A 24,646-nucleotide genomic window follows, 5' to 3' on the forward strand; every position below is an offset into this window, starting at 1 on the left:
TTCATGGTCACCCAGAAGAAGCCGCTCACGATCCTGCTCGCCAGTCCGCGCGGCTTCTGCGCCGGTGTCGACCGCGCCATCCAGATCGTCGAGCAGGCGCTGAAGCGTTACGGCCGGCCGGTCTATGTCCGGCACGAGATCGTGCACAATCGCTTCGTGGTCGAGAACCTGGAGGCGAAGGGCGCGATCTTCGTCGACGAGCTCGACGAGGTGCCCGACGACCGTCCTGTCGTCTTTTCCGCGCACGGCGTGCCGAAATCCGTGCCGGCCGAGGCCGGCCGGCGCAACCTGCTCTATGTCGATGCGACCTGCCCGCTGGTCTCCAAGGTCCACCGCGAAGCCGAACGTCACAGCGAATCGGGACGCACCGTCGTGCTGATCGGCCATGCCGGCCATCCCGAGGTGATCGGCACGATGGGCCAGCTCCCCGACGGCGCCGTGATCCTGGTCGAGGATGCTGCGCAGGCCGAGACGGTCGAGGTGCCCGACCCGCAGAACCTTGCCTACGCCACCCAGACGACCTTGTCGGTCGACGACACGACCGGGATCGTCGCGGTGCTGCGCCGTCGCTTTCCCGCGATCCAGGGCCCGAAAATGGAAGACATCTGCTACGCGACCACCAACCGGCAGGCGGCGGTCAAGGCGATCGCCGGACGCTGCGACGCGCTGGTGGTGATCGGCGCACCCAACTCGTCGAACTCGATGCGCCTGGTCGAAGTTGCCGCCAATTATGGCTGCACGAAGTCGCGGCTGGTCCAGCGCGCCGCCGACATGGACTGGGCGTGGCTGGGCGAGGCCCGCCGCCTTGGCATCACGGCCGGGGCCTCGGCGCCCGAGCTGCTGGTCGACGAGCTGATCGAGGCCTGCCGCGCGCGCTACGACGTCACCGTCGAGGAAGTGCGCACGACCGAGGAAAGCGTCGTGTTCAAGCTGCCGCGCGCGCTGGTGGCCTGACGTGGCGGTCTACACGGAAGTCGGCGATACCGAGCTCGAAGCCTTTCTCGCCGAATACGACATCGGCCGGGCCGAATCCTTCAAGGGAATCGCCGAAGGCGTCGAGAATTCGAACTACCTGCTGACCACGACCCGGGGCCAGTACATCGTCACGCTCTACGAACGGCGGGTCGATCCCCGGGACCTTCCCTTCTTCCTCGGGCTGATGGATCACCTGGCGGCGCGCGGCATCAACTGCCCGCAGCCGATCCACGGAAGCGACGGCAACGCCCTGCGGTCACTCGCCGGCAAGCCGGCGGCGATCACCAGCTTCCTGCACGGGATGTGGCCGCGGCGCATGACGGTCGGGCATTGCGCGCCGGTCGGCGAGGCGCTGGCCGGCCTGCACCTCGCGGGCCAGGACTTCGCGCTCAGGCGCCCCAATGCGCTGTCGGTGGCGGGCTGGCGCCCGCTCTGGGAGGGCTGCCGCCGTGAGATCGATGCGCCGCTCGACCAGGAACTCGGCAGCGAGATCTCGTTCTTCGAGGCGAACTGGCCGCGCGACCTGCCGGCCGGCGTGATCCACGCCGACCTGTTCAACGACAACGTCTTCTTCCTGCAGGACAAGCTTTCGGGCCTGATCGACTTCTACTTCGCCTGCAACGACCTGCTGGCCTACGACGTCGCGATCTGCCTGAACGCCTGGTGCTTCGAGATCGACAATTCCTTCAACGCCACCAAGGCGCGCGCCCTGCTTCAGGGTTACGAGCGCGTGCGCAAACTCGGCGACGACGAGAAGCGGGCGCTGCCCCTGCTGGCGCGCGGCGCGGCGCTGCGCTTCCTGCTGACCCGGCTCTACGACTGGGTGCATACGCCCCCCACCGCGCTGGTGAAGCGCAAGGACCCGCAGGAATATCTCGCCAAGCTGCGCTTCCATCGCGGCGTCACCTCTCTCTCGGATTACGGATTGTGAACGAACCCGCGAAGGTCGAAATCTTTACCGACGGCGCCTGCAGCGGAAACCCGGGGCCGGGCGGCTGGGGCACCATCCTGCGCATGGGCGAGAAGGAACGCGAACTCTCCGGTGGCGACCGCGCGACCACCAACAACCGCATGGAACTGATGGCCGCCATCCAGGGGCTCGAGGCCCTGAAGCGGCCCTGCCACGTCCGCCTCTTCACCGACAGCGTCTATGTGAAGGACGGCGTGACCAAGTGGATCCACGGCTGGAAGAAGAACGGCTGGAAGACGTCCGACAAGAAGCCGGTCAAGAACGTCGAGCTATGGCAGCGCCTCGACGCCGCCCGCGCCGTCCATCACGTCGAGTGGCACTGGGTGAAGGGCCATAGCGGCCATCCCGAGAACGAACGCGCCGACGCGCTGGCCCGTGCGGCCATCGCGACCCTCAGGGCGCAGCGCTAGGATCAGCCGCGCTTCGGCTGCGCCGGGACGGGCTTCTTTTCGCCCTGCTTGTCCATCACGAGGTCGAAGCCCTCGCGCTTGCCGTCGCAGGGATTGTCGCCTTCGGCCAGACGCCAGACCTGCGACTTGCCCGAGCGGCGGAAGGTGAGCAGGCCGGCCACTTTGCACGGCGTGCCCTTCTCGACCGAAGCGACGCGGAAGGCGACCTCGCCGCGAACCTGCACCACCCCGGCCGCAATGCGCTGGACCACGCCGTCGATCGAAACCCAGTCGCCCTCGGTGCCGGGCGCGACACTGTCGAGGCGGCCCTTCACGGTCCAGAGGTTGCCCTGGCGGGTCACCGTCACTTCACCGGGCTTGGCGCCCTTGATCTTGGAATAGCGGCCCCACGTGATCCGGCGCGCCTCGGCGAAGAGCTGCGCCTCGGCATCGGAATCGATGACCGTCCGCTCGACCTTCGGGGGTGCGGGCGGCAGCGGCGACGAGAGATCGGTAGGCGATGCGCCGCGTTCGGTGACCGGCGCCCGCTCCGGCGGTGGCGCCGGATAATAGGACGCGGGCGGCTGCGGGGCGGCGGCCGGCTGGGCGAAGGCCGGCGCGGCAACGACCAGGGCAGCGAGAAGGGCGATCGACGAGAGGGCTTTTTTCATTTGCATGAGTTTTACCTGAGGGGCTTGAACGAGGCTATCGCTTCCCGCCGGCCGGCGGGGTCGTGGGGGCCGCGGGCGCGGGAGCGCCGGAACTGGCGAGCCCGGCTTCCGCCCGACGTGCGGCCGGGGTGCCTGCCGGCACCAGCTTCAGCACGCGGCTGAAATCGGCGTTGGCGGCATCGCGCGACCCGCGGGCGAGATGGGTGAAGCCGCGTTCGAGCAGCGCCTCGGTATGGTCCGGTGCGATCGCCAGGGCGCGGTTGAGGTCGGCCAGCGCGCGGCCGGTATCCCGGGCATTGCGCCAGGCCGCGGCGCGCAGCACCAACGCGTCGATATCGTCCTGCCGGAGGCGGAGGGCCCGGTCGAAGTCGGAGATGGCACGCGGCCACGACTGCATCGCGGCGTAGGAGAGACCGCGATCGATCCAGAGGTCGGGATCGTTCGTCTTGAGCTCCAGGGCCCGGGTCTGTGCAGCGGCGGCCTTGTCGGCAGCACCGGCCTCCATCCAGGCCTGCCCCGCCTGGACGTAGAGTTCGGCCCGCAAGCCCGGCCGATCCTGCCCCATGTCGCGGGCGATCGCCTCGAACTGCGCCGCGGCCTGGGCATGCTTGCCCGACTGGAACATGGCGAGAGCGACGCAGTGGCGGGCGCCCAGGCCACCGCCCTCGGCGATCCATTTCTCGGCCGCCGGCAGCGCGCGCAGCGGCTCCATCCGCGCGAGCCGCATGCAGTCGTTGTAGCGCTGGACATGGTCGGGCCGCGTTTCCAGCGCCGGCGGTCCGGGCAGGGATTGTTTGGGAGCCGGGATGACGGGAATGGGCTGGGCGAACGACGGCGACGCGGCGACAAGGCCGAGCAGCAGCCATAGCGGCTTGCGGCGGAACAACATGGTTGAAAAGAACCGCGCCGCGGGGTTCCTGACAAGATGACAAGACGACTTTTCATTTTCGGCCTGGGCTTCAGTGGCCTTGAAATCGCCAAGCTTGCGAGGGCCAAGGGGTGGACGGTGGCGGGCACCTGCACGACCGAGGAGAAGGCACGCAGGCTGCGCGAAGCCGGGATCGAGGCGCATCGGTTCGACGGCACTGCCACGATCGCGCCCGACGCCTTCGGCGAGCCCAGCCATGTCGTCTGCACAATCGCGCCCGGGGTCGAGGGCGATCCGGCGCTGCGCACCTGCCGCGAACTGCTCGGCCAGGCGCGCTGGCTGGGCTACCTCTCGACCACCGGCGTCTATGGCGACCACGAGGGCGGCTGGGTCGACGAGACGACACCTCCCGTTTCCACCCAGACGCGGAGCCAACAGCGGCTCGCCGCCGAACAGGGCTGGCGTGACCTCGCATCGGAAACGGGCGCATCCCTCCACATCCTGCGCCTGCCGGGCATCTACGGTCCCGGCCGCAGCACCCTCGACCGGGTGAGAGCCGGCACGGCCCAGCGCATCGACAAGCCGGGCCAGGTCTTCTCGCGCATCCACGTCGAGGACCTCGCCGCGAGCGCGATGAAGGCTGCGGCGCGCGACGCCGGAACGGAGATCTGGAACGTGGCCGACGACCTGCCCGCCTCCAATGCCGACGTCATCGCCTATGCCTGCGAGCTGCTGGGACGGAAGGTACCGCCGGCCATCCCCTGGGACGAAGCCGCACCCGCCATGTCGGCGATGGCCCGCTCCTTCTATTCGGAGAGCCGGCGCGTGAAGAACGACAAGCTCAAGCGCGAGCTCGGCGTCGCGCTGCGCCATCCGACCTATCGCGAGGGCCTCAGAGCGATTCTAGCGGCCGAAGGTTAGCAACCCGTCGCCTCGACCGGAGCCGAGCACAGCTCGGCGAAGTGGCGAGACCTTCTCTCCACTAAAGGGCGGCAAATCGTAGAGCGAAGGTCTCTCCACTTCGCGCCTTCGGCGCTACGGTCGAGACGACGGAGATTTTTGCCCCACCAACTCCTCGACCGTCGCGATGAGGCGGGCGATGTCGGCGGGTGTGCTGAGGCGATGGTCGCCGCCCTTGATGAAGGTGGTGACGACCTCGGGTGCCTCGAGATGCTTCGCGATCTGCAGCGAGTATTCCCACGGCACGTCGGGATCGCTCTGGCCATGCAGCAGGCGCACCGGACAGGGCAGCGCCAGCGGCTCGTCGAGCAACAGGTGGTTGCGCCCCTCCTCGATCAGCTTCCAGGTGAAGACCGACGGCTCGGGCGAATATTGCGACGGACGCTCGAGCCGGCCGTCACGCTCCAGGATCGCGCGGTCCTCGGGCAAGAGGCCGTTCAGCAGCATGCGCTCGGTGAAGTCGGGCGCCGCCGCGATCAGCACCAGACCGGCCAGCCGCTCGGGCCGCGCCCGCGCCGCCAGCAACGACAGCCAGCCGCCCATGCTCGATCCGACCAGTACGAGCTTGCCCGTGGTCAACCGGTCGATGGCCGCGAGCGAATCGTCGAGCCAGCGGCCGATCGAGCCGTCTTCGAACCGGCCCGACGACTGGCCATGACCGAAATAGTCGAAACGCAGGAAGGCACGGCCGGTCTTCTCGGCCCAGGCTTCGAGCGCCACCGCCTTCGTTCCGGTCATGTCGGACCGGAAACCGCCGAGGAAGACCACGGTCGGTGTCCGTCCTTCCGTCACCGCATAGGCGATGGTATTTCCGCCGTCGCGCTGAAGCCGCTCGACCCTACCCACGCTGCCCCTCCCGTGTTACCTGCTGCCGCCCTTCAATCCTGTAGCCAAAAGCAACGCCCGTGTCCGCGCCAACCCTGCTTCAGATCGTTCCGACCCTGGCCGGTGGAGGCGTGGCGCGTGCCACGCTGGAGGCCGCGCAGGCCGTGATCGCGGCGGGCGGCTCGGCGATCGTGGCATCGCCCGGCGGCAGCCTCGTTCCCGACCTGCTGAGGCTGCGCGCGACTCACATCGAACTTCCCGCCCCGGCGCACGTGCTGTGGGGACGGCTGACCCTGCCCGGCAAGCTCGTCTCGAGCCTGCGCGACGCGAAGGTCGACGTCATCCAGGCGCGCTCGCCCGCTTCGGGCTGGGTCGCGCGCGCACTGGCACGCCGGCTCGGCGCCAAGTGGATCGCGACCCTGCATCGGCCGTTCCTCGCCTCCGATCTCGCGGGCCGTTTCGTCGAGGCGCGTCAATCGCGTGCCGACGCGGTGATCGCCGTATCGCAGCATGTCGCGCGCGATGCGCTGGAGCGCTTTCCGGCTCTGCAGGAGCGGTTGGAAGTCATCACCCCCGGCATCAACTTCGACCGCTTCGATCCGGCCATCGTGCGTGTCGATCGCCTGATCCGACTGGCGGGGGAGCTGCGCGTGCCGGACGGCAGCCATCTCGTTCTCTGCCCCGGCCGGTTCGGCGAAGACAATGGCCAGAAGATCCTGGTCGAGGCGATCCGGCTGCTGGGACGGGACGACGTGTTCTGCCTCCTGCTGGGCTCGACGGGCGCCCCGACTCCCTTCGAGAAGGAGCTCGAACGGGCGATCGAAGCCGCTCAACTCAACGGTCGCGTCCAGATCGGCCCCTATGTCGACGACATGCCCGCCGCCTACATGCTGGCCGACGTCGTGGTTTCGACCGGCGGCGCACGGCAGGGGTTCAGCCGTGCCCTGGTCGAAGCCCAGGCCATGGGACGGCCGGTCGTTGCCGAGGATGGCGGCGGCGCCGCCGAAACGATCCTGCCCGAGGGCGTGACGGGCTGGCTGGCGCCGTCCGGCGATGCCGCTTCCCTCGCCGAGGCGCTGCAGGCCGCCCTGTCGCTCTCGATCGAACGGCGCGCCGAACTCGCGCGAACGGCGCAGGAGCATGCGCGCAGCACCTACGGCCTGGCACGGTCCAACCAGCAGCTGCTGGCCCTCTATCACCGCCTGGCTGGCGGCTGACCTTGACTCGCGGGGGCCCGGCAACTATGTCCGCGCTCATGGAACGTCGGTTTTTCACCGCTCCTGCCGTTATCACCACCGTCCGAACTTGAATCGGCCGGGCCCGCGCGCTCGTGCGGCCTCCCGGCCTGCCGCTGCCGACCTGATGTGTCGGCGGATGGCTTGCGTTCGGAATTTCGTTAGCTGGTGAATTCAATGATCAATGTTTCTCTGCCGGACGGCTCGGTCCGGTCCTTCGACAAGCCGGTCAGCGGCGCCGAGATCGCCGCCTCGATCGGCCCCGGCCTCGCCAAGGCGGCGCTCGCGCTGCGCGTCGACGGCAAGATGGTCGACCTCGCCCACGTGGTCGACCGCGATGCCAAGATCGGCATCGTGACGTCACGTGACCCCGATGCGCTCGAACTGCTGCGCCACGATGCGGCGCATGTGCTGGCCCAGGCGGTGCAGGAACTGTATCCCGGCACGCAGATCACGTTCGGCCCCTCGACGGAGGACGGCTTCTACTACGACTTCGTGCGCGACCAGCCCTTCTCGCCCGACGACTTCGCGAAGATCGAGCAGCGCATGGCCGAGATCGTCGACCGCGACCTGCCGATCGAGCGCTCGGTGTGGGATCGGGCGCAGATCAAGGACTACTTCGTCCAGCACGGCGAGAAGTTCAAAGCCGAGTGGGCCGACGAACTGCCGAAGGACGAGGAGATCTCGGTCTACAAGCAGGGTGACTGGCTCGACATGTGCCTCGGGCCGCACCTGCCCTCGACGGGCAAGCTCGGCAAGGCGTTCAAGCTGACGAAGGTGTCGGGCGCCTACTGGCGCGGCGACAAGAACAACGCCCAGCTCCAGCGCGTCTACGGCACGGTCTTCTTCTCCGACAAGGACCTGAAGGCCTACCTGCATCGAATCGAGGAGGCGGAGAAGCGCGACCATCGCCGCCTCGGCCGCGAGATGGGCCTCTTCCATCAGCAGGAAGAAGCCGCGGGCATGGTGTTCTGGCACCCCAAGGGCTGGACGTTCTGGCGCACGCTGGAGAGCTACATCCGCCGCAGGCTGGATGCCGGCGGCTACCAGGAAGTGAAGACGCCGCAGCTGGTCGATCGCAAGCTGTGGGAAGCCTCGGGCCACTGGGAGAAGTTCCGCGAGAACATGTATCTCAGCGAGAACGAGGAAGGCCTGCGCGAATTCATCGACGACGACGACAAGCGCATCTTCGCGCTGAAGCCGATGAATTGCCCCTGCCACGTGCAGATCTTCAACCAGGGGCTTCGCAGCTACCGCGAGCTGCCGCTGCGCATGGCCGAGTTCGGCTCGTGCCATCGCTTCGAGCCGTCGGGCGCGTTGCATGGCATCATGCGGGTGCGCAATTTCACGCAGGACGATGCCCACATCTTCTGCAGCGAGGAGCAGATCGAGAGCGAGACGATCCGCTTCTGCGAGCTGCTGGGCTCGATCTACAAGGACCTGGGCTTCCCGGACTATTTCGTGAAGTTCTCCGACCGTCCGCCGGTCCGCGCCGGCTCCGACGCGGTCTGGGACCAGGCCGAGGGGGCGCTCAAGGCGGCGTCCAAGGCGGCGGGGCTCGACCTCGTCCTCAACCCCGGCGAAGGCGCCTTCTACGGTCCCAAGCTGGAATTCGTACTGCGCGATGCGATCGGCCGCGATTGGCAGTGCGGCACGTTGCAGGTCGATTTCGTGCTGCCCGAGCGGCTGGACGCGGCCTATGTGGCCGAGGACGGATCGCGCAGGCGGCCGGTCATGCTGCACCGCGCCATCTTCGGCAGCTTCGAGCGCATCATCGGAATCCTGATCGAGAACTATGCCGGCCGATTCCCGCTCTGGTTGGCGCCGACACAAGCGGTGGTGGTCACGATCGTGAACGACGCCGATGGCTATGCCGAGGAGGTCGCAGCGGCGCTGCGTGCCGCCGGCATGCGTGTCGACACCGATCTGCGCAACGAGAAGATCAACTACAAGGTCCGCGAGCATTCGCTGGCCCATGTCCCGCTGATCCTCGCGGTCGGCCGGCGCGACATGGAAGCCCGTACGGTGGCCATCCGCCGGCTGGGCTCGGAAAAGCAGGAGGTCCTTGAACTCGGGGCCGCCGTCACTACACTTTCAACGGAGGCCCGGCCGCCCTTCTAGGGCGGTCGGTTCCCGCACCCGCCCCCAAGTCGGGGCTTCAACAGAGGAGAAGGAAGCCATAGCAAGACCTGCCCAACAGACTGCGCCCACCCGCGAGGGTCCGCGCGTCAATGGCGAAATCCGAGCCGCGCAAGTCCGTCTCATTGATGAGAACGGCGAGATGGTCGGTGTGCTGAGCACGCGCGAGGCCATCGAGATGGCTGAAGAGGCCAGTCTCGACCTGATCGAGATTTCGCCCAACGCCGTACCGCCCGTCGCCAAGATTTCCGACTACGGCAAGTACAAGTACGAGGCCCAGAAGAAGGCCCACGAGGCGCGCAAGCATCAGAAGGTCATCGAGGTCAAAGAGATCAAGATGCGCCCGAACATCGATGAACACGACTACGAAGTGAAGATGCGCGCCATGAAGCGTTTCATCGAGGAAGGCGACAAGGTGAAGGTCACCCTGCGCTTCCGCGGTCGCGAGATGGTCCACGCCAACCTCGGCATGGAGGTGTTGAACCGCGTGCGCGGCGAGATGGACGAACACACCAAGATCGAGTCGATGCCGCGCATGGAAGGCCGGCAGATGATCATGGTCCTGGCGCCCAAGTGACGCCAGGCAGGTAGCGTCGGCAGGCGGCCCCTCAGTTCTCCGGGGGCCGCTGGCGCAATGTCACCGTTCCGGTGGCGCGATACTCGTCCGGATTGAAGCGGCCGGTCGTCACGACATTGTCCGGCCAGGTCACGCTGTAGGCGGTTTCGCCGGCGAATGACATGGGCCCCTCTGCCTTCGCCGACTGCCAGTAATCGCATCGCACCGCGTCGGCGGGGTCGATCTGCTGGGCGAGGCAGAACTGGTGCAACACGTGAGGCATGAACCGCGCGTGAGCCCCCTCCGGCGAGGTGGCGACGTTCAATTCGAACGAGGACGGCTGCCGGTTGCAGCGCAGACGCGCGACGATGTCCGACGTTCCGGGCGTACGCAGCTGCAGGTTCTGCAGTTCCGTCCGCAGCGCCTCGAGCGCTCGCGTGCGCGCGGCTTCCGCGAAGCCGGCCGCGATCAGATCCGCCTCATAACGTCCGATCACCTCAGCAACCTGCGCTTCGGGATAGCCGGCCCGTGCAAGGTCGCGGGACCAGGACAGGGTTTCGAGTGCCCGCACGACCATTTCGCCGGTGAGCCCCGAATTCTCGCCCCACGCGCCCAGCACGTTTTCCGGGCTCCAGCAGTATTTCAGCAGATTGTAGCCGCCCGCCTCGACCGGCAGGGCCCGCGTCTTCTGGATCCCGATCGACTTCGCGACCACGGTCTTCATCAGCAGATACTGGACGCCGGGATTCTCCCGTACCTTGTCCGAACTCGAAAGCGCCGTCAGCGGCGTAGCGGCCGCCTGTGCGTTGGCCGGCGGCGCCGGCGCAGCGTCCTGTCGGAGAGAGGAGACGGGCGGGGCCGGCAACTGGGCCCGTGCCGGTATCGCAACCAGGAGCACGAGAAGAGCCAGGGCTGCGGTTTTCATCGGGCGAGGTTTCCTGGGAAGCTTCGGGCAGAGAGTGGTAGCCTTCGCCCGTGAGACAACGCATCAAATCCCTCGTCGTTGCGGTTCTCGTGGCGGCCCTCTCCCCCGCCCAGGCGCAGACGCCGCAGGCTGGCCCCCAGTCGCCGGATAAAGCGCCGGCTCAGGCGCCGGCCAGCGATGCGGCCCGCCTTCTCTCGGACTTCCAGAATTTCGGCCCACACCGCGCCTTCGTCGTGTCCCCCGACGGTCGCGCGAGCTGGTGGGCCGGGACCGGCGGCCCCGACCCCGGTCCGGCCGTCGCCTCAGCGCTCAAGCGCTGCCTGGATCGCACCGGACAGACGTGCAAGCTCCACATCGTCAACAACTACACGGTCACCGGACACGACTGGCGGGAGCTGATCCCGGCCCGCGCCGTCGGCGCCGTCGACATCGGGCGGCTGCGGCCGCAACCCTACTGGTCGATGCGGGGTCCACAGCTCGCGACGGGACTGCTCGTCTGGAGCCATGGCTACAGCGCCGGCCGGAACGCCACCGAAAGCGCGCCTCAAGCCTGGGTCGGCCGGTTCACGCGCCTGGGCTACGACCTCTACCGCTTCGATCGCGAATGGATCACCGACTGGGCGAGCGACGCCACGGCGCTGGCCGACGCCGTCGCCAAGGCTCGGGCGATGGGCTACCGGCGCATCATCCTCGCCGGTCAGTCGGCCGGCGCCTGGGTGTCGCTGGCGGCGCTGCAGCGCGGCGCCGCGGTCGACGGCGTGATCTCGATCGCCGCGGCCCATCACGGCACGGTCGACAAGATGCGCGACCCGACCCGGGCGCGCTCGGAGTGGCAGCACGTGCTGCAGGGCATCCGGCGCGGACCGCGCCTCGTCGTCGTGAACTTCGCCGGGGATGCCTATGATGTCGGCGGTCGCATGGACGATGCCCGCTCGATCCTCACGAAGAACGGCGTCGATGCCGAAATCATCGACGCCCCCGAGGGCTTCAAGGGCCATGGCGCCGCCGACGCCAGCTTCTCGCGCAAGTTCGGCCCCTGCTTCGCGGATTTCATCGAGACGGGAAAGAGGCAGCCGCCCTGCTAGGGCATGTACGACCCGCCATTGACGTGCAGTACCTGTCCCGTCGTGGCGTCGGAATCGTCGGAGGCAAGGAAGACCGCCGTGCGGGCGATCTGCTCGGCCGTCAGCAGCTTGCCGCCCAGGGGGATGTTGGCACGCGCCATCTCGACCAGCTCGGCATCGGTGTTGCCGTAGCGCGGCTGGGCGGTGTCGGTCGTGCCGGGCGCGATCGCGTTCACCCGGATGCCGTGCGGCGCCAGTTCGAGGGCCATCGCCCGGGTCATCGAGACGACCCCGCCCTTGCTCGCGCTGTAATGGACGCCGCGCACGGCGCCGCGGATCGCCTGGGAGGAGAGATTGATGATCGAGCCGCCCTTCCGCCCGGCGGCGATCAGCGCCCTGGCGACGGCGATGGTGGCGAAGCAACCGGCCTTCAGGTTGATGTCCATCAGATAGTCCCAGTCGCTTTCCTGCATCTCGAGCAACGGCACGCGCGGATAGACGCCGGCATTGTTCACCAGGATGTCGGGTGGCCCCAGCACCTTGACCGTCTCGGCAACCATCGCTTCGATCTCGGCCACCTTGGAGACGTCGGTCTTCAGCAGGTGGGCCTTGCGGCCGGCCTGGGCGATGTCGCGCGCCACCGCCTCGGCGCCGGCCCGGTCGTCGAGCCAGCTCACGGCCACGTCAGCCCCCGCGCCCGCCAGCGCCCGCGCGATCGCCGCCCCGATGCCCTGCTGGGCACCCGTCACCAGAGCCACCTTGCCTGCCAGTTTCATGCGAAAATCCCCGTAAGAGGGCCTTTCGGCCCGGTCCCGGCATGCTTGCACGTATCGGGCCGCCTCTGTATAAGCCGCGTTCCTTCGGGTGGCTTGGCCAATAAGGGCATTGCCTCGGCTGCTTTGTAAGGACTTTCCGGCCGTCTGTTCACACAGGGGGTCGGGACCGGCGCGCAAGTGCTAACCCTTTGAAAAGGAACAAAAATGCCCAAGATGAAGACCAAGAGCGGAGCCAAGAAGCGTTTTCGCTTCACGGCCTCCGGCAAAGCGAAGCATGGGGTCGTGGGCAAGCGCCACGGCATGAGCAAGCGCGGCAACCGCTTCCTCCGTCAGGCGACCGGCATGGCGATCATGTCCGAGCCGGACACCCGGATCCTCAAGCGCAACTTCTTCCCGTACGAGAGGTAGACCATGGCACGCGTCAAGCGGGGCGTGGTTGCACACGCTCGTCACAAGAAGGTCCTGAAGCTCGCCAAGGGCTATCGCGGCCGCTCCAATGCGGCGTTCCGCGTCGCCATCGAGAAGGTCGAAAAGGGCCTCCAGTACGCCTATCGCGACCGCCGCAACAAGAAGCGCGCGTTCCGGGGCCTCTGGATCCAGCGCATCAACGCCGCGACCCGCGAGCATGGCATGACCTACTCCCAGTTCATGAACGGCATCATCAAGGCCGGGATCGAGATGGACCGCAAGGTCATGGCCGATCTCGCCGCGCGTGAGCCGGCAGCGTTCAAGGCTTTGGTCGACCAGGCCCAGGCCGCCCTCAAGTAACGTCTTCTGCGCGTCACGCGCGGCTGACAGAGATCGCAAAGAGGGAGCCTGGACCACAGGCTCCCTTTTTTCGTGTTCGGTTTCGAGAGTGGGAAAGATGGACGATCTTTCGACGATTCGCAGCGAGGCGCTCGACGCCGTCCAGGCCGCCGCCGATCTCGGCGCGCTGGAAGCCGCCCGCGTGGCGGCGCTCGGCAAGAAGGGCAGCGTTAGCGGCCTGATGAAGACGCTGGGCGGGCTCGCGCCCGAGCAGCGCAAGGAATTCGGCGCCCGCGTGAACCAGCTCAAGGGCGAGATCGAGGCCGCGCTCGAGGCGCGCAAGGGCTCGCTCAGCGCTTCGGCCCTCGAAGCCCGGCTCGCAGCCGAGAAGATCGACGTCACCCTGCCGGCGCGGCCCGAAGGACAGGGCACGCTGCATCCGATCGGCCAGGTGATGGACGAGATCGGCGCGATCTTCGGCGAGATGGGATTCACCTGGGCCGACGGTCCCGACATCGAGGACGACTGGCACAACTTCACCGCCCTCAACATCCCGCCCGACCATCCGGCGCGCCAGATGCAGGACACGTTCTATCTGCCGCCGCGTGCCGATGGCACGCCGATGGTGCTGCGCACGCACACCTCCCCGGTGCAGGCGCGCACCATGCTGAGCAAGGACGTGCAGAAGCGCCTGGCCGACGGCGGCTCGCTCCGAATCATCGTGCCCGGCCGCACCTTCCGCATCGACAGCGACGCCACCCACACGCCGATGTTCCATCAGGTCGAAGGCCTGGTGATCGACCGCACGACGCATATGGGCCATCTCAAGGGCTGCCTGGTCGATTTCTGCCGCGCCTTCTTCGAGGTCGACGACCTGCCGCTGCGCTTCCGCCCCTCCTACTTCCCCTTCACCGAACCGTCGGCCGAGGTCGATATCGGCTGCTCGTGGAAGGGCGGCGAACTCAAGATCGGCGCCGGCGATTCGTGGCTCGAGATCCTGGGCTCGGGAATGGTGCATCCGAACGTGATCGCCAATTGCGGCCTCGATCCCGCCGTCTACCAGGGCTTCGCCTTCGGCATGGGCATCGACCGCATCGCCATGCTGAAGTACGGCATTCCCGACCTGCGGGCGTTCTTCGACGCCGACCTGCGCTGGCTGCGCCACTACGGCTTCTCGGCTCTGGAGGCCGTGAAATGAAGTTCACCCTGTCCTGGCTCAAGGAGCATCTCGACACCGCCGCGACGCTCACCGAGGTGCGCGACGCGCTGACCATGCTCGGCCTCGAGGTCGAGGGCATCACCGACCCCGCCGAAGCCCTCAAGGGTTTCGTCGTGGGCTACGTGGTCGAAGCAGTGCAGCATCCCAACGCCGACCGGCTGCGTGTCTGCAAGGTCGATACCGGTGCCGGCATCGTCCAGGTCGTGTGCGGCGCACCCAATGCGCGCACCGGCATGAAGGGCATCTTCGCGCCGCCGGGCAGCTACATCCCCGGCACCGACCTTCACCTCAAGGTCGGCAAGATCCGCGGCGAAGAGTCGAACGGCATGCTCTGCTCCTCGCGCGAGCTGCAGCTCGGCGACGACCATAGCGGCATCATCGATCTGCCGGCCGAGACCGTGACCGGTCAGCCGGCGGCCGAGGCGCTCGGTCTCGACGATGCGGTGATCGAGATCAAGGTGACACCCAATCGCGGCGATTGCCTGGGCGTTCACGGTATCGCCCGCGACCTCGCGGCGGCCGGGCTCGGCACGCTGAAGCCCATGAAGACCGACCGGATCTCCGGCACCTACGAGAGCCCGGTCAAGTGGACGCACGACTACACGCCCGAGCCGGACAGCCCCTGCCCGATCGTGGTCGGCCGGCATTTCCGTGGCGTCAAGAACGGCCCTTCGCCCGACTGGCTGCAGCGCCGGCTGAAGTCGATCGGCCTGCGCCCGATCTCGGCGCTGGTCGACATCACCAATCTGGTGACCTTCGACCTCAACCGGCCGCTGCATGTATTCGATGCCGCCAAGCTCTCCGGCGACCTCGTCATGCGCCAGGCACGCGACGGCGAGCAGATCCTGGCGCTCGACGGCAAGACCTACACGCTCGATCCGGCAGTTTCGGTGATCGCCGATGCGAAGGGCGTGCACGGGATCGGCGGCGTCATGGGCGGAGAAGAGACCGGCGTGCAGGAGGGGACGACCGAGGTGTTCCTCGAGGTCGCCTACTTCACGCCGATCCGTGTCGCCGCAACCGGCCGCAAGCTCGGCATCCAGTCCGACGCGCGGTACCGCTTCGAGCGTGGCATCGATCCGCAATCGGTCGAATGGGGAACGGATGTCGCGACCCGGCTGATCCTCGACCTGTGCGGCGGCGAGTGCAGCGAGATCACCCGCAGCGGCGTGATGCCCGCCTGGCAGCGCCGCTATGACCTGCGCACGGATCGCGTGAAGACGCTGACCGGCATCGACGTGCCGGGCGCGGAGACGGTCTCCATCCTGAAGAAACTCGGCTTCGAAGTGGGCGGCAGCGGCCCCTGGACCGCTGCCGTGCCCTCGTGGCGCCCCGACATCGTGGGCGAGGCCGATCTCGTCGAGGAAGTGACGCGCGTGTTCGGCTTCGACAAGATCCCGACGACCTCGCTGCCACGCCTCTCGGCAATCTCGAAGCCGGCGCGCGACGCCCTGCAGCGCCGCACGCCGCAGGCGCGCCGGGCGCTGGCCGCGCGCGGCATGAACGAGGCCGTGACCTGGTCCTTCCTGCCGCTGAAGAAGGCCGAGCGCTTCGGGGGCGGCGGCGCCGACGTGCGGCTGCTCAACTCGATCGATGCGACGCTCGACACGATGCGCCCCTCGATCCTGCCCAACCTGATCGACGCGGCGTCGCGCAACGAGGCGCGCGGCCTGTCCGATCCGGCGCTGTTCGAGGTCGGCCCGCAGTACAAGGACGCGACGCCCCAGGGCCAGCGCACCGTGGCCGCCGGCATCCGCCACAACATGGCGGTGCCGCGCAACTGGGCCGGACCCGCGCGCACCGTCGACGCCTTCGACGCCAAGGCCGATGCGCTGGCGGTGCTGGCCGCGGTCGGCGCGCCGGACACGCTCTCGACTCAGCCGGGCGCGCCGAACTGGTATCACCCCGGCCGTTCGGGCGCGCTCAAGCTTGGCGACCGCGTGATGGCCTATTTCGGCGAACTGCATCCCGAGATCGTCGCGGCCGCCGACCTCAAGGGCCCGGTCGCCGCCTTCGAGGTGTTCCTCGACGCAGCCCCGCTGCCCAAGGCGAAGGCGACCAAGGCGCGCCCCAAGCTCGTCCTGTCGGCCTTCCAGCCGCTCGAACGCGACTTCGCGTTCCTGGTGGATGCCGGCGTCGAGGCGGAAAAGCTGGTGCGCGCCGCGCGCAACGCCGACAAGGTGATGATCACCGCGGCCCGCGTGTTCGATCTCTATGCCGGCAAGGGCGTGCCGGAAGGCAAGAAGTCGCTGGCCATCGCCGTCACCCTGCAACCGGTCGAGCGTACCCTGACCGATGCGGAGATCGAGGCGGTTTCCGAAAAAATCGTGGCGGCCGTCACCAAGGCGACGGGTGCCGTGCTGCGCGGGTAAACCTTCTGTCGTCCTGGGCGCGAGATCCTTCGCTACGCTCCGGATGACAATGAAAGCTGAGTTAGGTTCAGGCTGAAATGACCGACCTGTCGTTGATCCGTAACTTTTCGATCATTGCCCATATCGACCACGGCAAGAGCACGTTGGCCGACCGGCTGCTCATGGCCTGCGGCGCGGTGACGGAGCGCGAATTCCACGACCAGATGCTCGATTCGATGGATATCGAGCGCGAGCGCGGCATCACCATCAAGGCGCAGACCGTGCGCCTCAACTACAAGGCCAAGGACGGCAAGACCTACGTCCTGAACCTGATGGATACGCCGGGCCACGTCGATTTCGCCTACGAGGTCAGCCGCTCGCTGGCGGCGTGCGAGGGCTCGCTGCTGGTGGTGGATGCCAGCCAGGGCGTCGAGGCGCAGACGCTGGCCAACGCCTATCACGCGATCGAGGTCAATCACGAGATCATCCCGGTCCTGAACAAGATCGATCTTCCGTCCGCCGATGCCGAGCGCGTCTGCCGCGAGATCGAGGACGTGGTGGGCATCGACACGTCCGAAGCCGTCATGGTCTCGGCCAAGACCGGTCTCGGCATCGACGACCTGCTCGAGGCCATGGTCAAGCGCCTGCCGGCACCGACCGGCGATCGCGAGGCGCCGCTTCAGGCTCTGCTGGTCGACAGCTGGTACGATCCCTATCTCGGCGTCGTCACCCTGGTGCGCGTCAAGCACGGCATCCTGCGACGGGGCATGAAGATCCGCATGATGGCGGCGGCCGCGGCCTACGACCTCGACAAGGTCGGCGTGTTCGCGCCCAAGGCCACCGACGTGGCGGAACTCGGGCCGGGCGAGATCGGTTTCATCATCGCCGGCATCAAGACCATCGCCGACTGCAAGGTGGGCGACACCATCACCGACGACCGCAAACCCGCGACGGAAATGCTGGCAGGCTTCAAGCCCAGCGTCCCCGTGGTGTTCTGCGGTCTGTTCCCCGCCGATGCCGCCGAGTTCGAGGTGCTGCGCGAGTCGCTCTCGAAACTTCGCCTCAACGACTCCTCGTTCCATTTCGAGGCCGAAACCAGCGCGGCGCTGGGCTTCGGCTTCCGGTGCGGATTCCTCGGCCTCCTGCATCTCGAAATCGTGCAGGAGCGGCTGGAGCGCGAGTTCAATCTCGACCTCGTCACGACGGCGCCTTCGGTCGTCTACAAGGTCGCGATGGTCGACGGCACGTCGATGGAGCTGCACAATCCGGCCGACTATCCCGACCAGATGAAGATCGAGTCGATGCAGGAGCCGTGGATCAAGGCCACGATCATCACCCCCGACGAGCATCTCGGCTCCGTGCTCACGCTCTGCCAGGAACGTCGCGGCCAGCAGATCGAGCTCACCTATGCCGGCACGCGCGCCATGGCGATCTACCGCCTGCCGCTGAACGAGGTCGTGTTCGACTTCTACGACCGGCTGAAGTCGATGACGCGCGGCTATGCCAGTTTCGACTACGAGATGGACGGCTACGAGGAGAGCGAGCTGGTGAAGCTCTCGATCCTGGTGAACGCCGAGCCGGTCGATGCGCTGTCGATGATCGTCCACAAGAACGCCGCCGAGAGCCGCGGCCGGTCGCTGTGCGAGCGGCTGAAGGACCTGATCCCCCGCCAGCTCTTCAAGATCGCCATCCAGGCCGCGATCGGCGGCCGCGTGGTCGCGCGCGAAACCATCAGCCCGATGCGCAAGGACGTGCTGGCCAAGTGCTACGGCGGCGACATCAGCCGCAAGAAGAAGCTCCTGGAGAAGCAGAAGAAGGGCAAGAAGCGCATGCGGCAGATCGGCGAGGTCGAGATCCCGCAGTCGGCCTTCATCGCCGCCCTCAAGATGGACAGCCGCTAGGCCGGTAAACGGTCAGGAGAGTCCGCCGCGGCGTCGGCGCGGGCGCGAGCCCATCAGGACGCCGTGTTCCGGACGGCCGAGCTCGCGGCGGCCGATCCAGAGCAGGACGAGGCCCAGCACCAGGAAGGCCGGCACCGCCGGCACCGTGAGCAGCGGCCGCATCATCCAGGTCCACAGCACGCCCGACAGATGGCGGCGCGCCGAAGTCTGCGTATTGCCGAGCGACGCCGGGTCGAGATGCGCCCAGAGGGTTCCGAAGGTCGAGAAAGGATAGCTGCCCTGCGACCACAAGGTCAGCAGGTCATGCACGATCACTGCGACAGCCAGGGCCAGAAACAGCCAGCCCAAGGCCCGAAACACGACCATTACTCCCCCAGGCGCCGGTCAGGTACCGGCTGGACCCTAGCCAAGCAGTCCGCAGCGGGGAAGGACGTTGCCCAAACCATCCACCGATGTATAAGAGCGGCCGACCGCGCTTCCCGGACAGGTGGCCGAGCGGTTTAAGGCACACGCTTGGAAAGCGTGCGTGGTGTAACAGCCACCGCGGGTTCGAATCCCGCCCTGTCCGCCATATCTCCCATTAAGTCATTGATAAATATGAATGAAGTGCGCCGGCCGGCCGACCTCCGCCCTTGCCAGGATGCCCTGGCGGGATTCGCCGTTGGCGTTGCCGAATGAAAGAAGGCGCCGTAGATCTGCCGCCGGCCTTTCCGAGTCCATTTCTCGTCGGGATCGCCGCCGCCGCGCCGTAGCGCCTCGACACTCTGCGCGTCGACCCCGTCCGGCAGGATCAATCTTCTGATCTCGATGACAGTCTTCGGCGGCGCTGGCATCGCGGCCGAGGTAGCGGAGGTCGGGACCGGTTCGGGAGAGAGCGCTGGGGCTTCGCCGAAAATCCGCTGAGCCAGCTCACTGGTTACACGGCGACGCGTCTTGCCTGGCCGAGCGACGCCGCGTTCATCGGCGGGTTCGAAAAGCAACTATGACAGCCAGGATGGTCATGACGCCGATCACGACGGCAACACCGAGCAAGTCATCGAACTCAATCCAGTTGAACATTTGACGCCTCGAACAAAGTGCCGCACGAGCCCTGATGGCGGGGCGGGTAGTCTCTCGCACTCACGGATCGATGAGCGCGAAGCTCCATGAGACTGGAGAGATTACAGCAGCCCCGGGCATGTATGGAACGTGCTGGCCACAAGCCACTCAACACGCGCATCCTGGCGCGCTCCGACAGGTAGACTCGACCGCCTTCTGATTGATCTTGAGATCGCAGGCCTTTTCTGAGGCGAGGACGCCCCCGAGGCTTGCCACCTTCTCCATGGAATCCGTCTGGGCGCTCGTGGGCGCGGCAGCGCAGAGCGCGCGCCCCGCAAGTACAACCACTCTCAGCATTTCGGCTCCCCAACGGTAGAGCGTCGGGAACATCCGACAACCGCGCAAGGCCGGATGCCGAAGGGCGCTTTTGCTACCGCCGCGACCATCGCCCGTTTGGCGCAAGGCGCCAGTTTAGGCTTTTGGTTTTCACCCTCAATCCATTCGGCGGTGCAAATTGCCGCCGCGGGTGGCCGCCGGCGCGTGCATGCGTAGACAGAGCAATGTTGGCGAATAATCGATCTTCAACATGACGATGAGGAATCGGTGACCGTCGCCGCGGCCGCGGGTCGGCTGGGCTGCGCGACCTCGACGGTGCGGGCACTGGTCGATTCCGGCGACCTCGCGGCCACCGCGTCGGCCGAATTCCGGGCGGAACGCTGGAAATCCGCCGGCCGATCCCTGATGCTGCGCCCGAAATGACCGCCACTCATCGCCCACATGCGCTTGCGCTCGCGGGAGCATGCGCTGCAATCACCTTCGCCGATGTCGTTGCGCTTGCTCAGTCGGACCAGGTCCGGCCGCCGCGGCTGAACGGCCCTTACAACGTGTTCGTCGACTTCTCGAGACAGACGTTCAACGGCGCCCCGACGCCAATGGAAGCAAAGACATTCGTGGTCGAGTTCGCGACCCATTGCGACGCGAACGGCTGCGTCGTGCGGATGGACAATTCAGGCGACAGCGCCCGCAATCCTGGCGCTCCGGCAGCTTTCGAGTATCGATGGATCAATGGCCGCTGGGAAACACGGGGCCCCTATCCCTACCTTTGCGAACGCATGAATCCGAACAGTGCCGTCAGATCGGTTCGTGCGGACCACCTGATACCGAGGCCCGACGGCAGCTTCTCCGGCGAGCGGACCCTCACCGTTGAGGGGGCTGGATGCCCCGGCGAAGGCCCTGGCGTCCATCGGCTCCCGATATCGGTGACGCCTGCTGTTCCGCCAACTCGCTGAGTTGAATCCCTGGCCACAGAGGGGGGCGGCAAAACTGCTGCCAGGCCGTGGCACTGGTCCGCTCCTCCGCAGCTTGCTCACAACGCGCCCGGTCGTGACTCGTAGGGCATCGCGCCGAGTGACTTACTCCCACGGCCATCTCCAGCCGGATCTGCGTTGGGCCGGCGGTTGTTGCTGCGGTGACGGTTGCTGTGCCCGCCGCTGCTCCTCGATCCGGGCGCGCTGCTGTCCTTCTTCCCACCGCACGATGGCGGTCGCGCCCTCGCTGAGAAGCGCGGTCTTCTGCGTGGCCGTTATGAAGCCGGTCGCATAATCGCCCCGCTTGCCCTGCCAGCCTGCAATCATCTCGCGCGAGCGGCGACCGAACGTGCCGTCGATGCCGCCGACGTCGAACCCCAGAGAGGTGAGCGCGACCTGGAGCCTCTGCCGCTCGCGGGGCGTGAGACGGAGCTCAGCCTCGCCCGGTTCGGCATTGGCCTTCGCGTCGCTTTCGGCCCGGGCGCGCGCCTGTTGTTCCTCGATCTCTTTTGCCGCGTCCTTCAGCGCCTGCTGGCGCGCCTCCTCTTCGGCGGCAGCTTTCGCGACCGCCTGCTCCCTGTCGAGGCGTTCGAGGGCAGCCCGCTCCTCCATGACGCGTCCGGCATTGCCGGGCAGGTGACGGGGCTCGCCGGTGGCAGGCCCTGCAAACCCACCCACAGCCGGCGCCGGCGGCAACGCTTTGTTGATGGACTGCGGCACAAGACTCCAGTAGCCGGCGCCACCCGCTGCGACGAGCAGGAGCACGGCCCCCGCCAGGACCACCGGCCGGCGGGACCGCGTCCTGTTCGCCCCCGTCTCGATCACTGTGATCACCGGCGTCGCGCGCTTTTCTTCCGGCTTCACATGCGGGCGAACGGCGACCGTCGCGGGTTGAGGGGACTGGGCCGCCCCGTCGGACACTTTCCAGACGCCGGTAGCGAGTACCTGCCGCCAGGCGCCTATCGACTGCGGCCGCGCGTTGGCCTGCAACAGCATGCCTACGTCGATGGCCTTCAGGAGACGGGACGAATAGTCGATGCCGACCGTCTCGACCAAAACAGTCGAATCACCGTCTAGCAGACGATCCACGGCACTGGGCGGAGACTTAGCGGCGACGCAGGCATAGAGCGTCGCAGCCAACCCGTAGATGTCCGTCCACGGCCCTTGCTTACCCGCGCTCGATTGTTCGGGAGCCGCGAAGCCCGGCGTGAAAATGGCCGTCATACCTTGCGTACGGTTAGCGACCGCCGCACGAGACGCGCCGAAATCTATCAGTGTCGGCGATCCATCGGGCGCCAGCATTATGTTGGCCGGCTTGATGTCGCGATGGACGAAACCGACGCTGTGGATCTGTTCGAGGCCGTCGAGCAACGGTGGCAAGATCTGCTCGATGAAGGCTTGCGGGAGGCGCGTCTCACGCAGCAGTCGTTGGGCGAGCGTTTCGCCCTCGAGAAGCTGCATCACGACATAGGCCGTGCCATGTGCCTCGAGAAAATCGTGGACCCGGACGACCGCGGGCACATGGCTCAGTTTGGCTATGGTCCGGGCTTCGTCGAGGAAGCGGCTGCGCCCCCAGACGAATTCCTTGGACACTTCGGTCGAGCGCGGCTGCACCTGGGTGTCGCCCTGCCGGATCGCGAGGCTGACCGGCAGGTATTCCTTGATCGCTACGTCGCGATGAAGCTGGGTGTCGTGGCAGCGATAGGTGATGCCGAAGCCACCCTCGCCCAGCACGGCGAGGATCTTGTAGCGCCCGATGGTGAGGCCCTTGGCCAGCGCCGAGTGATACTCGACCTGGTCCATGGCAGCAGATTTCTCAGTCGCCTCCTCGGTCACGCGTGCCCCCTCGCGCTTTCGACGAAGTTACCGCCGTAAATCCCGTCCACAACCGAGTATTGAAGAGGAATTCCCCAAACCCCTTTCGCTATATCACGCCTCGCTCAGCCCTGGCCGCCGCTGCCGGGCTGCTTCAGTTCGATTGCCGTCACGCCACCGCTGCTGCAGTCGAGGCGATGGCTCACGGATGAGACGCCATAGGCGCCGTCTATGCCCGGCCTGACACCACGCACCATCAACATGCCGTCGCCCCTCACCTCGGGCATCAGGCTCACGGTCACGGACCCCTCGCCGCTCTTGCGCTGGCTGTCCGACTTCTTCCCGCCGGCCATGACATCGGCGCCTTCGACATCGGCTGCCGAATAGCTGGCGCCAAGTGTGGTGTCCGGGATGCCGCATGGACGCGTCGGAAACAATCGCTCCCGCATTTGGCTCGTCTGGCCGATTTCGGCGCGCATTCTTCTGAAGGATGGTAAGTCCTTGCGCACCCGCCTCGTCGCCCAGGACACTCACGACATGAACAACGTCGCCATCGAAAACGAACTTTCCGAGCGGATTTCCGCAGCTGCCCTCGAGATCGAGGACAAGGTCATCGCGTGGCGGCGCGACATTCATGAGCATCCGGAGCTTTCCTATCAGGAGACGCGCACCGCCGCGCTCGCGGCCGAGCACCTGGAGAAGCTCGGCTACGAGGTGAGGACGGGCGTCGGGATCACCGGCGTGGTGGGCGTGCTGAAGGGCGGCAAGCCCGGCGGCGTCGTGGCGCTGCGGGCCGACATGGATGCGCTGCCCGTCGAGGAGAAGGTCGACCTGCCCTTCGCCTCCCGGGCCACGGCGGAGTATCTCGGGCAGACCGTTCCCGTGATGCATGCCTGCGGCCACGATTGCCACGTCGCCATCCTGATGGGGGTGGCCGAGATCCTGGCCGGCATGAAGGACGAGATCCCGGGCACGGTGACGCTGATCTTCCAGCCCAACGAGGAAGGCTCCAACGACGGCCGCCCGAGCGGCGCCCAGGCGATGATCGCCGACGGCTGCATGGAGAACCCGGCGCCGTCGGCGGTGTTCGGCCTGCACGTCACCTCGGGCATCCGCTCGGGCGTGATCGCGCTGCGTCCCGGCGGGCTGATGGCGAGCGCCGATCGCCTCAAGATCGACGTCGAGGGCCGCCAGACGCACGGCTCGCAGCCGTGGCGCGGCATCGATCCCGTCGTCACCTCGGCGCAGATCATCCTGGCGTTGCAGACAATCGTCAGCCGTCAGCTCGATCCCACTCTCACGCCGGCGGTCATTTCGGTCTCGACCATCCATGGCGGCGTGCGCAACAACATCCTGCCCGATTCGGTCGCCATGGAAGGCACCATCCGCACCCACGACGAGGGCGTGCGCGCCGAGATCTGGAAGCGCATCGACAAGACCGCCACCGCCATCGCCGATGCCGCCGGCGCCAAGGCGACCGTCACGGTCTTCGAGGGCGTGCCGGTGACCTACAACGATCCGCCGCTCACCGACTGGGGCACGAACAGCCTGAAGAACGGCCTCGACCCGCAGCGCGTTACCGAGGTGCGCCCGGTGATGGGCGCCGAGGATTTCTCGTATCTCGCCCAGGTCGTGCCGGGCATGTTCTTCTTCCTGGGTGTCGTGCCACCGGACGTCGACCCGCTGCAGGCGCCGGCCAACCATTCGCCGCTCTTCCGCGTCCACGAGCCCGCCCTCAAGTACGGCGTGCGCGCCCTCAGCTATCTCGCGATCGACTATCTGAAGCGGAAGTAGCGAGAGTCTTTCCGGGCAAGATTGAATCAGGCCCGGTATCCAACACCGACCTCACCCTGAGGAGCATCGCGCAGCGATGCGTCTCGAAGGGTGGGCACGAGCACCGTGCCTGTGTCCATCC

24 protein-coding genes and 1 tRNA gene are annotated in these 24,646 nt (G+C 67.0%); 17 read left to right on the forward strand and 8 right to left on the reverse strand.

All coding sequences use genetic code 11. The annotated features are described in order from the left end of the window. Positions 1-3 precede the first annotated feature (3 nt). Genes ispH through rnhA form a run of 3 tightly spaced genes read left to right on the forward strand, consistent with a single transcriptional unit; the run spans position 4 to position 2,355 of the window. The gene (ispH, locus tag ACT6UX_RS19860) at positions 4-954 is read left to right on the forward strand and encodes a 4-hydroxy-3-methylbut-2-enyl diphosphate reductase (RefSeq protein WP_444776878.1); all 951 of its coding nucleotides are present in this window, start codon (positions 4-6) and stop codon (positions 952-954) included. Between the two features lies 1 nt (position 955). Next, the gene (locus ACT6UX_RS19865) at positions 956-1,906 is read left to right on the forward strand and encodes a homoserine kinase (RefSeq protein ID WP_444776879.1); all 951 of its coding nucleotides are present in this window, start codon (positions 956-958) and stop codon (positions 1,904-1,906) included. Beyond that, positions 1,903-2,355, forward strand: a complete 453-nt coding sequence (gene rnhA, locus ACT6UX_RS19870) for a ribonuclease HI (RefSeq protein WP_444776880.1) — start codon at positions 1,903-1,905, stop codon at positions 2,353-2,355. Before ACT6UX_RS19865 ends, rnhA begins: the two co-directional genes overlap by 4 nt. A gap of 2 nt (positions 2,356-2,357) precedes the next feature. On the opposite strand, the gene ACT6UX_RS19875 is transcribed toward rnhA, so the two are convergent. Beyond that, the gene (locus ACT6UX_RS19875; RefSeq protein ID WP_444776881.1) at positions 2,358-3,005 is read right to left on the reverse strand and encodes a hypothetical protein; all 648 of its coding nucleotides are present in this window, start codon (positions 3,003-3,005) and stop codon (positions 2,358-2,360) included. A 34-nt stretch (positions 3,006-3,039) separates the two neighbouring features. Then, on the reverse strand, positions 3,040-3,894 hold the full coding sequence (locus ACT6UX_RS19880; protein ID WP_444776882.1) for a hypothetical protein: 855 nt from the start codon (positions 3,892-3,894) through the stop codon (positions 3,040-3,042). Between the two features lie 36 nt (positions 3,895-3,930). On the opposite strand from ACT6UX_RS19880, the gene ACT6UX_RS19885 reads away from it, so the two are divergent. Then, the gene (locus tag ACT6UX_RS19885) at positions 3,931-4,794 is read left to right on the forward strand and encodes an SDR family oxidoreductase (protein WP_444776883.1); all 864 of its coding nucleotides are present in this window, start codon (positions 3,931-3,933) and stop codon (positions 4,792-4,794) included. A gap of 114 nt (positions 4,795-4,908) precedes the next feature. Here the strand turns inward: ACT6UX_RS19885 and ACT6UX_RS19890 are convergent, their stop codons facing one another. Next, positions 4,909-5,679 carry an alpha/beta hydrolase gene (locus ACT6UX_RS19890; RefSeq protein WP_444776884.1) on the reverse strand — a complete coding sequence of 257 codons (771 nt, stop codon included), beginning with the start codon at positions 5,677-5,679 and terminating at the stop codon, positions 4,909-4,911. 59 nt (positions 5,680-5,738) lie between these two features. Between ACT6UX_RS19890 and ACT6UX_RS19895 the strand changes: the two genes are divergently transcribed. The 3 genes from ACT6UX_RS19895 (at position 5,739) to infC (ending at position 9,609) form a co-directional block, all read left to right on the forward strand. Next, positions 5,739-6,875, forward strand: coding sequence for a glycosyltransferase (locus tag ACT6UX_RS19895; RefSeq protein WP_444776885.1), 1,137 nt, complete (start codon positions 5,739-5,741; stop codon positions 6,873-6,875). 195 nt (positions 6,876-7,070) lie between these two features. Next, on the forward strand, positions 7,071-9,014 hold the full coding sequence (gene thrS, locus ACT6UX_RS19900; protein ID WP_444776886.1) for a threonine--tRNA ligase: 1,944 nt from the start codon (positions 7,071-7,073) through the stop codon (positions 9,012-9,014). Positions 9,015-9,072: 58 nt separating this feature from the next. After that, positions 9,073-9,609: a translation initiation factor IF-3 gene (infC, locus tag ACT6UX_RS19905; protein WP_444776903.1), complete on the forward strand. Its 537-nt coding sequence runs from the start codon at positions 9,073-9,075 to the stop codon at positions 9,607-9,609. Positions 9,610-9,640: 31 nt separating this feature from the next. Here the strand turns inward: infC and ACT6UX_RS19910 are convergent, their stop codons facing one another. After that, positions 9,641-10,513, reverse strand: coding sequence for a hypothetical protein (locus tag ACT6UX_RS19910; protein ID WP_444776887.1), 873 nt, complete (start codon positions 10,511-10,513; stop codon positions 9,641-9,643). A 50-nt stretch (positions 10,514-10,563) separates the two neighbouring features. Between ACT6UX_RS19910 and ACT6UX_RS19915 the strand changes: the two genes are divergently transcribed. Continuing rightward, entirely contained in the window at positions 10,564-11,598 is a 1,035-nt protein-coding gene (locus ACT6UX_RS19915) for an alpha/beta hydrolase (RefSeq protein ID WP_444776888.1), read from the forward strand. On the opposite strand, the gene ACT6UX_RS19920 is transcribed toward ACT6UX_RS19915, so the two are convergent. Beyond that, positions 11,595-12,353 (reverse strand): SDR family NAD(P)-dependent oxidoreductase, encoded by a 759-nt coding sequence (locus tag ACT6UX_RS19920; protein WP_444776889.1) that lies wholly within the window; start codon positions 12,351-12,353, stop codon positions 11,595-11,597. The two genes, ACT6UX_RS19915 and ACT6UX_RS19920, sit on opposite strands and share 4 nt — an antisense overlap. A 204-nt stretch (positions 12,354-12,557) precedes the next feature. Here ACT6UX_RS19920 and rpmI point away from each other — a divergent pair, with 204 nt between their 5' ends. The 5 genes from rpmI to lepA all read left to right on the forward strand — a co-directional run bounded on the left by rpmI (position 12,558) and on the right by lepA (position 18,571). Next, on the forward strand, positions 12,558-12,761 hold the full coding sequence (gene rpmI, locus ACT6UX_RS19925; RefSeq protein WP_444776890.1) for a 50S ribosomal protein L35: 204 nt from the start codon (positions 12,558-12,560) through the stop codon (positions 12,759-12,761). A gap of 3 nt (positions 12,762-12,764) precedes the next feature. Then, entirely contained in the window at positions 12,765-13,121 is a 357-nt protein-coding gene (rplT, locus tag ACT6UX_RS19930; protein WP_298317196.1) for a 50S ribosomal protein L20, read from the forward strand. Between the two features lie 97 nt (positions 13,122-13,218). Continuing rightward, a complete protein-coding gene (pheS, locus tag ACT6UX_RS19935) occupies positions 13,219-14,298 on the forward strand; it encodes a phenylalanine--tRNA ligase subunit alpha (RefSeq protein ID WP_444776891.1) in 1,080 nt (359 codons plus the stop codon). Further along, the gene (gene pheT / locus ACT6UX_RS19940) at positions 14,295-16,691 is read left to right on the forward strand and encodes a phenylalanine--tRNA ligase subunit beta (protein ID WP_444776892.1); all 2,397 of its coding nucleotides are present in this window, start codon (positions 14,295-14,297) and stop codon (positions 16,689-16,691) included. Before pheS ends, pheT begins: the two co-directional genes overlap by 4 nt. A gap of 77 nt (positions 16,692-16,768) precedes the next feature. Further along, complete coding sequence (gene lepA / locus ACT6UX_RS19945; protein WP_444776893.1) at positions 16,769-18,571, forward strand: translation elongation factor 4; 1,803 nt, start codon at positions 16,769-16,771, stop codon at positions 18,569-18,571. A 12-nt stretch (positions 18,572-18,583) separates the two neighbouring features. Here the strand turns inward: lepA and ACT6UX_RS19950 are convergent, their stop codons facing one another. Then, positions 18,584-18,931, reverse strand: a complete 348-nt coding sequence (locus ACT6UX_RS19950; protein WP_444776894.1) for a hypothetical protein — start codon at positions 18,929-18,931, stop codon at positions 18,584-18,586. 121 nt (positions 18,932-19,052) lie between these two features. Here ACT6UX_RS19950 and ACT6UX_RS19955 point away from each other — a divergent pair. The 3 genes from ACT6UX_RS19955 (at position 19,053) to ACT6UX_RS19965 (ending at position 20,898) form a co-directional block, all read left to right on the forward strand. Continuing rightward, positions 19,053-19,142 (forward strand) — tRNA-Ser (locus tag ACT6UX_RS19955). A 1,070-nt stretch (positions 19,143-20,212) separates the two neighbouring features. After that, positions 20,213-20,368, forward strand: coding sequence for a hypothetical protein (locus ACT6UX_RS19960; RefSeq protein WP_444776895.1), 156 nt, complete (start codon positions 20,213-20,215; stop codon positions 20,366-20,368). After that, positions 20,365-20,898: a hypothetical protein gene (locus ACT6UX_RS19965; RefSeq protein WP_444776896.1), complete on the forward strand. Its 534-nt coding sequence runs from the start codon at positions 20,365-20,367 to the stop codon at positions 20,896-20,898. Before ACT6UX_RS19960 ends, ACT6UX_RS19965 begins: the two co-directional genes overlap by 4 nt. A gap of 123 nt (positions 20,899-21,021) precedes the next feature. On the opposite strand, the gene ACT6UX_RS19970 is transcribed toward ACT6UX_RS19965, so the two are convergent. Together ACT6UX_RS19970 and ACT6UX_RS19975 are read right to left on the reverse strand one after the other, a co-directional pair. Then, entirely contained in the window at positions 21,022-22,752 is a 1,731-nt protein-coding gene (locus ACT6UX_RS19970) for a protein kinase domain-containing protein (RefSeq protein ID WP_444776897.1), read from the reverse strand. A gap of 104 nt (positions 22,753-22,856) precedes the next feature. Beyond that, complete coding sequence (locus ACT6UX_RS19975) at positions 22,857-23,210, reverse strand: hypothetical protein (RefSeq protein WP_444776898.1); 354 nt, start codon at positions 23,208-23,210, stop codon at positions 22,857-22,859. Between the two features lie 22 nt (positions 23,211-23,232). On the opposite strand from ACT6UX_RS19975, the gene ACT6UX_RS19980 reads away from it, so the two are divergent. After that, entirely contained in the window at positions 23,233-24,525 is a 1,293-nt protein-coding gene (locus tag ACT6UX_RS19980) for an amidohydrolase (RefSeq protein WP_444776899.1), read from the forward strand. Positions 24,526-24,646: the final 121 nt, after the last annotated feature.

The sequence above is a fragment of the Reyranella sp. genome (genome assembly GCF_052439685.1).
In the GTDB taxonomy this organism is placed as follows: Bacteria; Pseudomonadota; Alphaproteobacteria; order Reyranellales; family Reyranellaceae; genus Reyranella.

Coding starts and splice junctions, on each gene's coding strand:
- ispH (WP_444776878.1), top strand. CDS start 4: ATGGTCACCCAGAAGAAGCCGCTCACGATCCTGCTCGCCAGTCCGCGC.
- ACT6UX_RS19875 (WP_444776881.1), bottom strand. CDS start 3,005: ATGAAAAAAGCCCTCTCGTCGATCGCCCTTCTCGCTGCCCTGGTCGTT.
- ACT6UX_RS19880 (WP_444776882.1), bottom strand. CDS start 3,894: ATGTTGTTCCGCCGCAAGCCGCTATGGCTGCTGCTCGGCCTTGTCGCC.
- ACT6UX_RS19885 (WP_444776883.1), top strand. CDS start 3,931: ATGACAAGACGACTTTTCATTTTCGGCCTGGGCTTCAGTGGCCTTGAA.
- thrS (WP_444776886.1), top strand. CDS start 7,071: ATGATCAATGTTTCTCTGCCGGACGGCTCGGTCCGGTCCTTCGACAAG.
- ACT6UX_RS19910 (WP_444776887.1), bottom strand. CDS start 10,513: ATGAAAACCGCAGCCCTGGCTCTTCTCGTGCTCCTGGTTGCGATACCG.
- ACT6UX_RS19920 (WP_444776889.1), bottom strand. CDS start 12,353: ATGAAACTGGCAGGCAAGGTGGCTCTGGTGACGGGTGCCCAGCAGGGC.
- rpmI (WP_444776890.1), top strand. CDS start 12,558: ATGCCCAAGATGAAGACCAAGAGCGGAGCCAAGAAGCGTTTTCGCTTC.
- rplT (WP_298317196.1), top strand. CDS start 12,765: ATGGCACGCGTCAAGCGGGGCGTGGTTGCACACGCTCGTCACAAGAAG.
- pheS (WP_444776891.1), top strand. CDS start 13,219: ATGGACGATCTTTCGACGATTCGCAGCGAGGCGCTCGACGCCGTCCAG.
- pheT (WP_444776892.1), top strand. CDS start 14,295: ATGAAGTTCACCCTGTCCTGGCTCAAGGAGCATCTCGACACCGCCGCG.
- lepA (WP_444776893.1), top strand. CDS start 16,769: ATGACCGACCTGTCGTTGATCCGTAACTTTTCGATCATTGCCCATATC.
- ACT6UX_RS19965 (WP_444776896.1), top strand. CDS start 20,365: ATGACCGCCACTCATCGCCCACATGCGCTTGCGCTCGCGGGAGCATGC.
- ACT6UX_RS19975 (WP_444776898.1), bottom strand. CDS start 23,210: ATGCGCGCCGAAATCGGCCAGACGAGCCAAATGCGGGAGCGATTGTTT.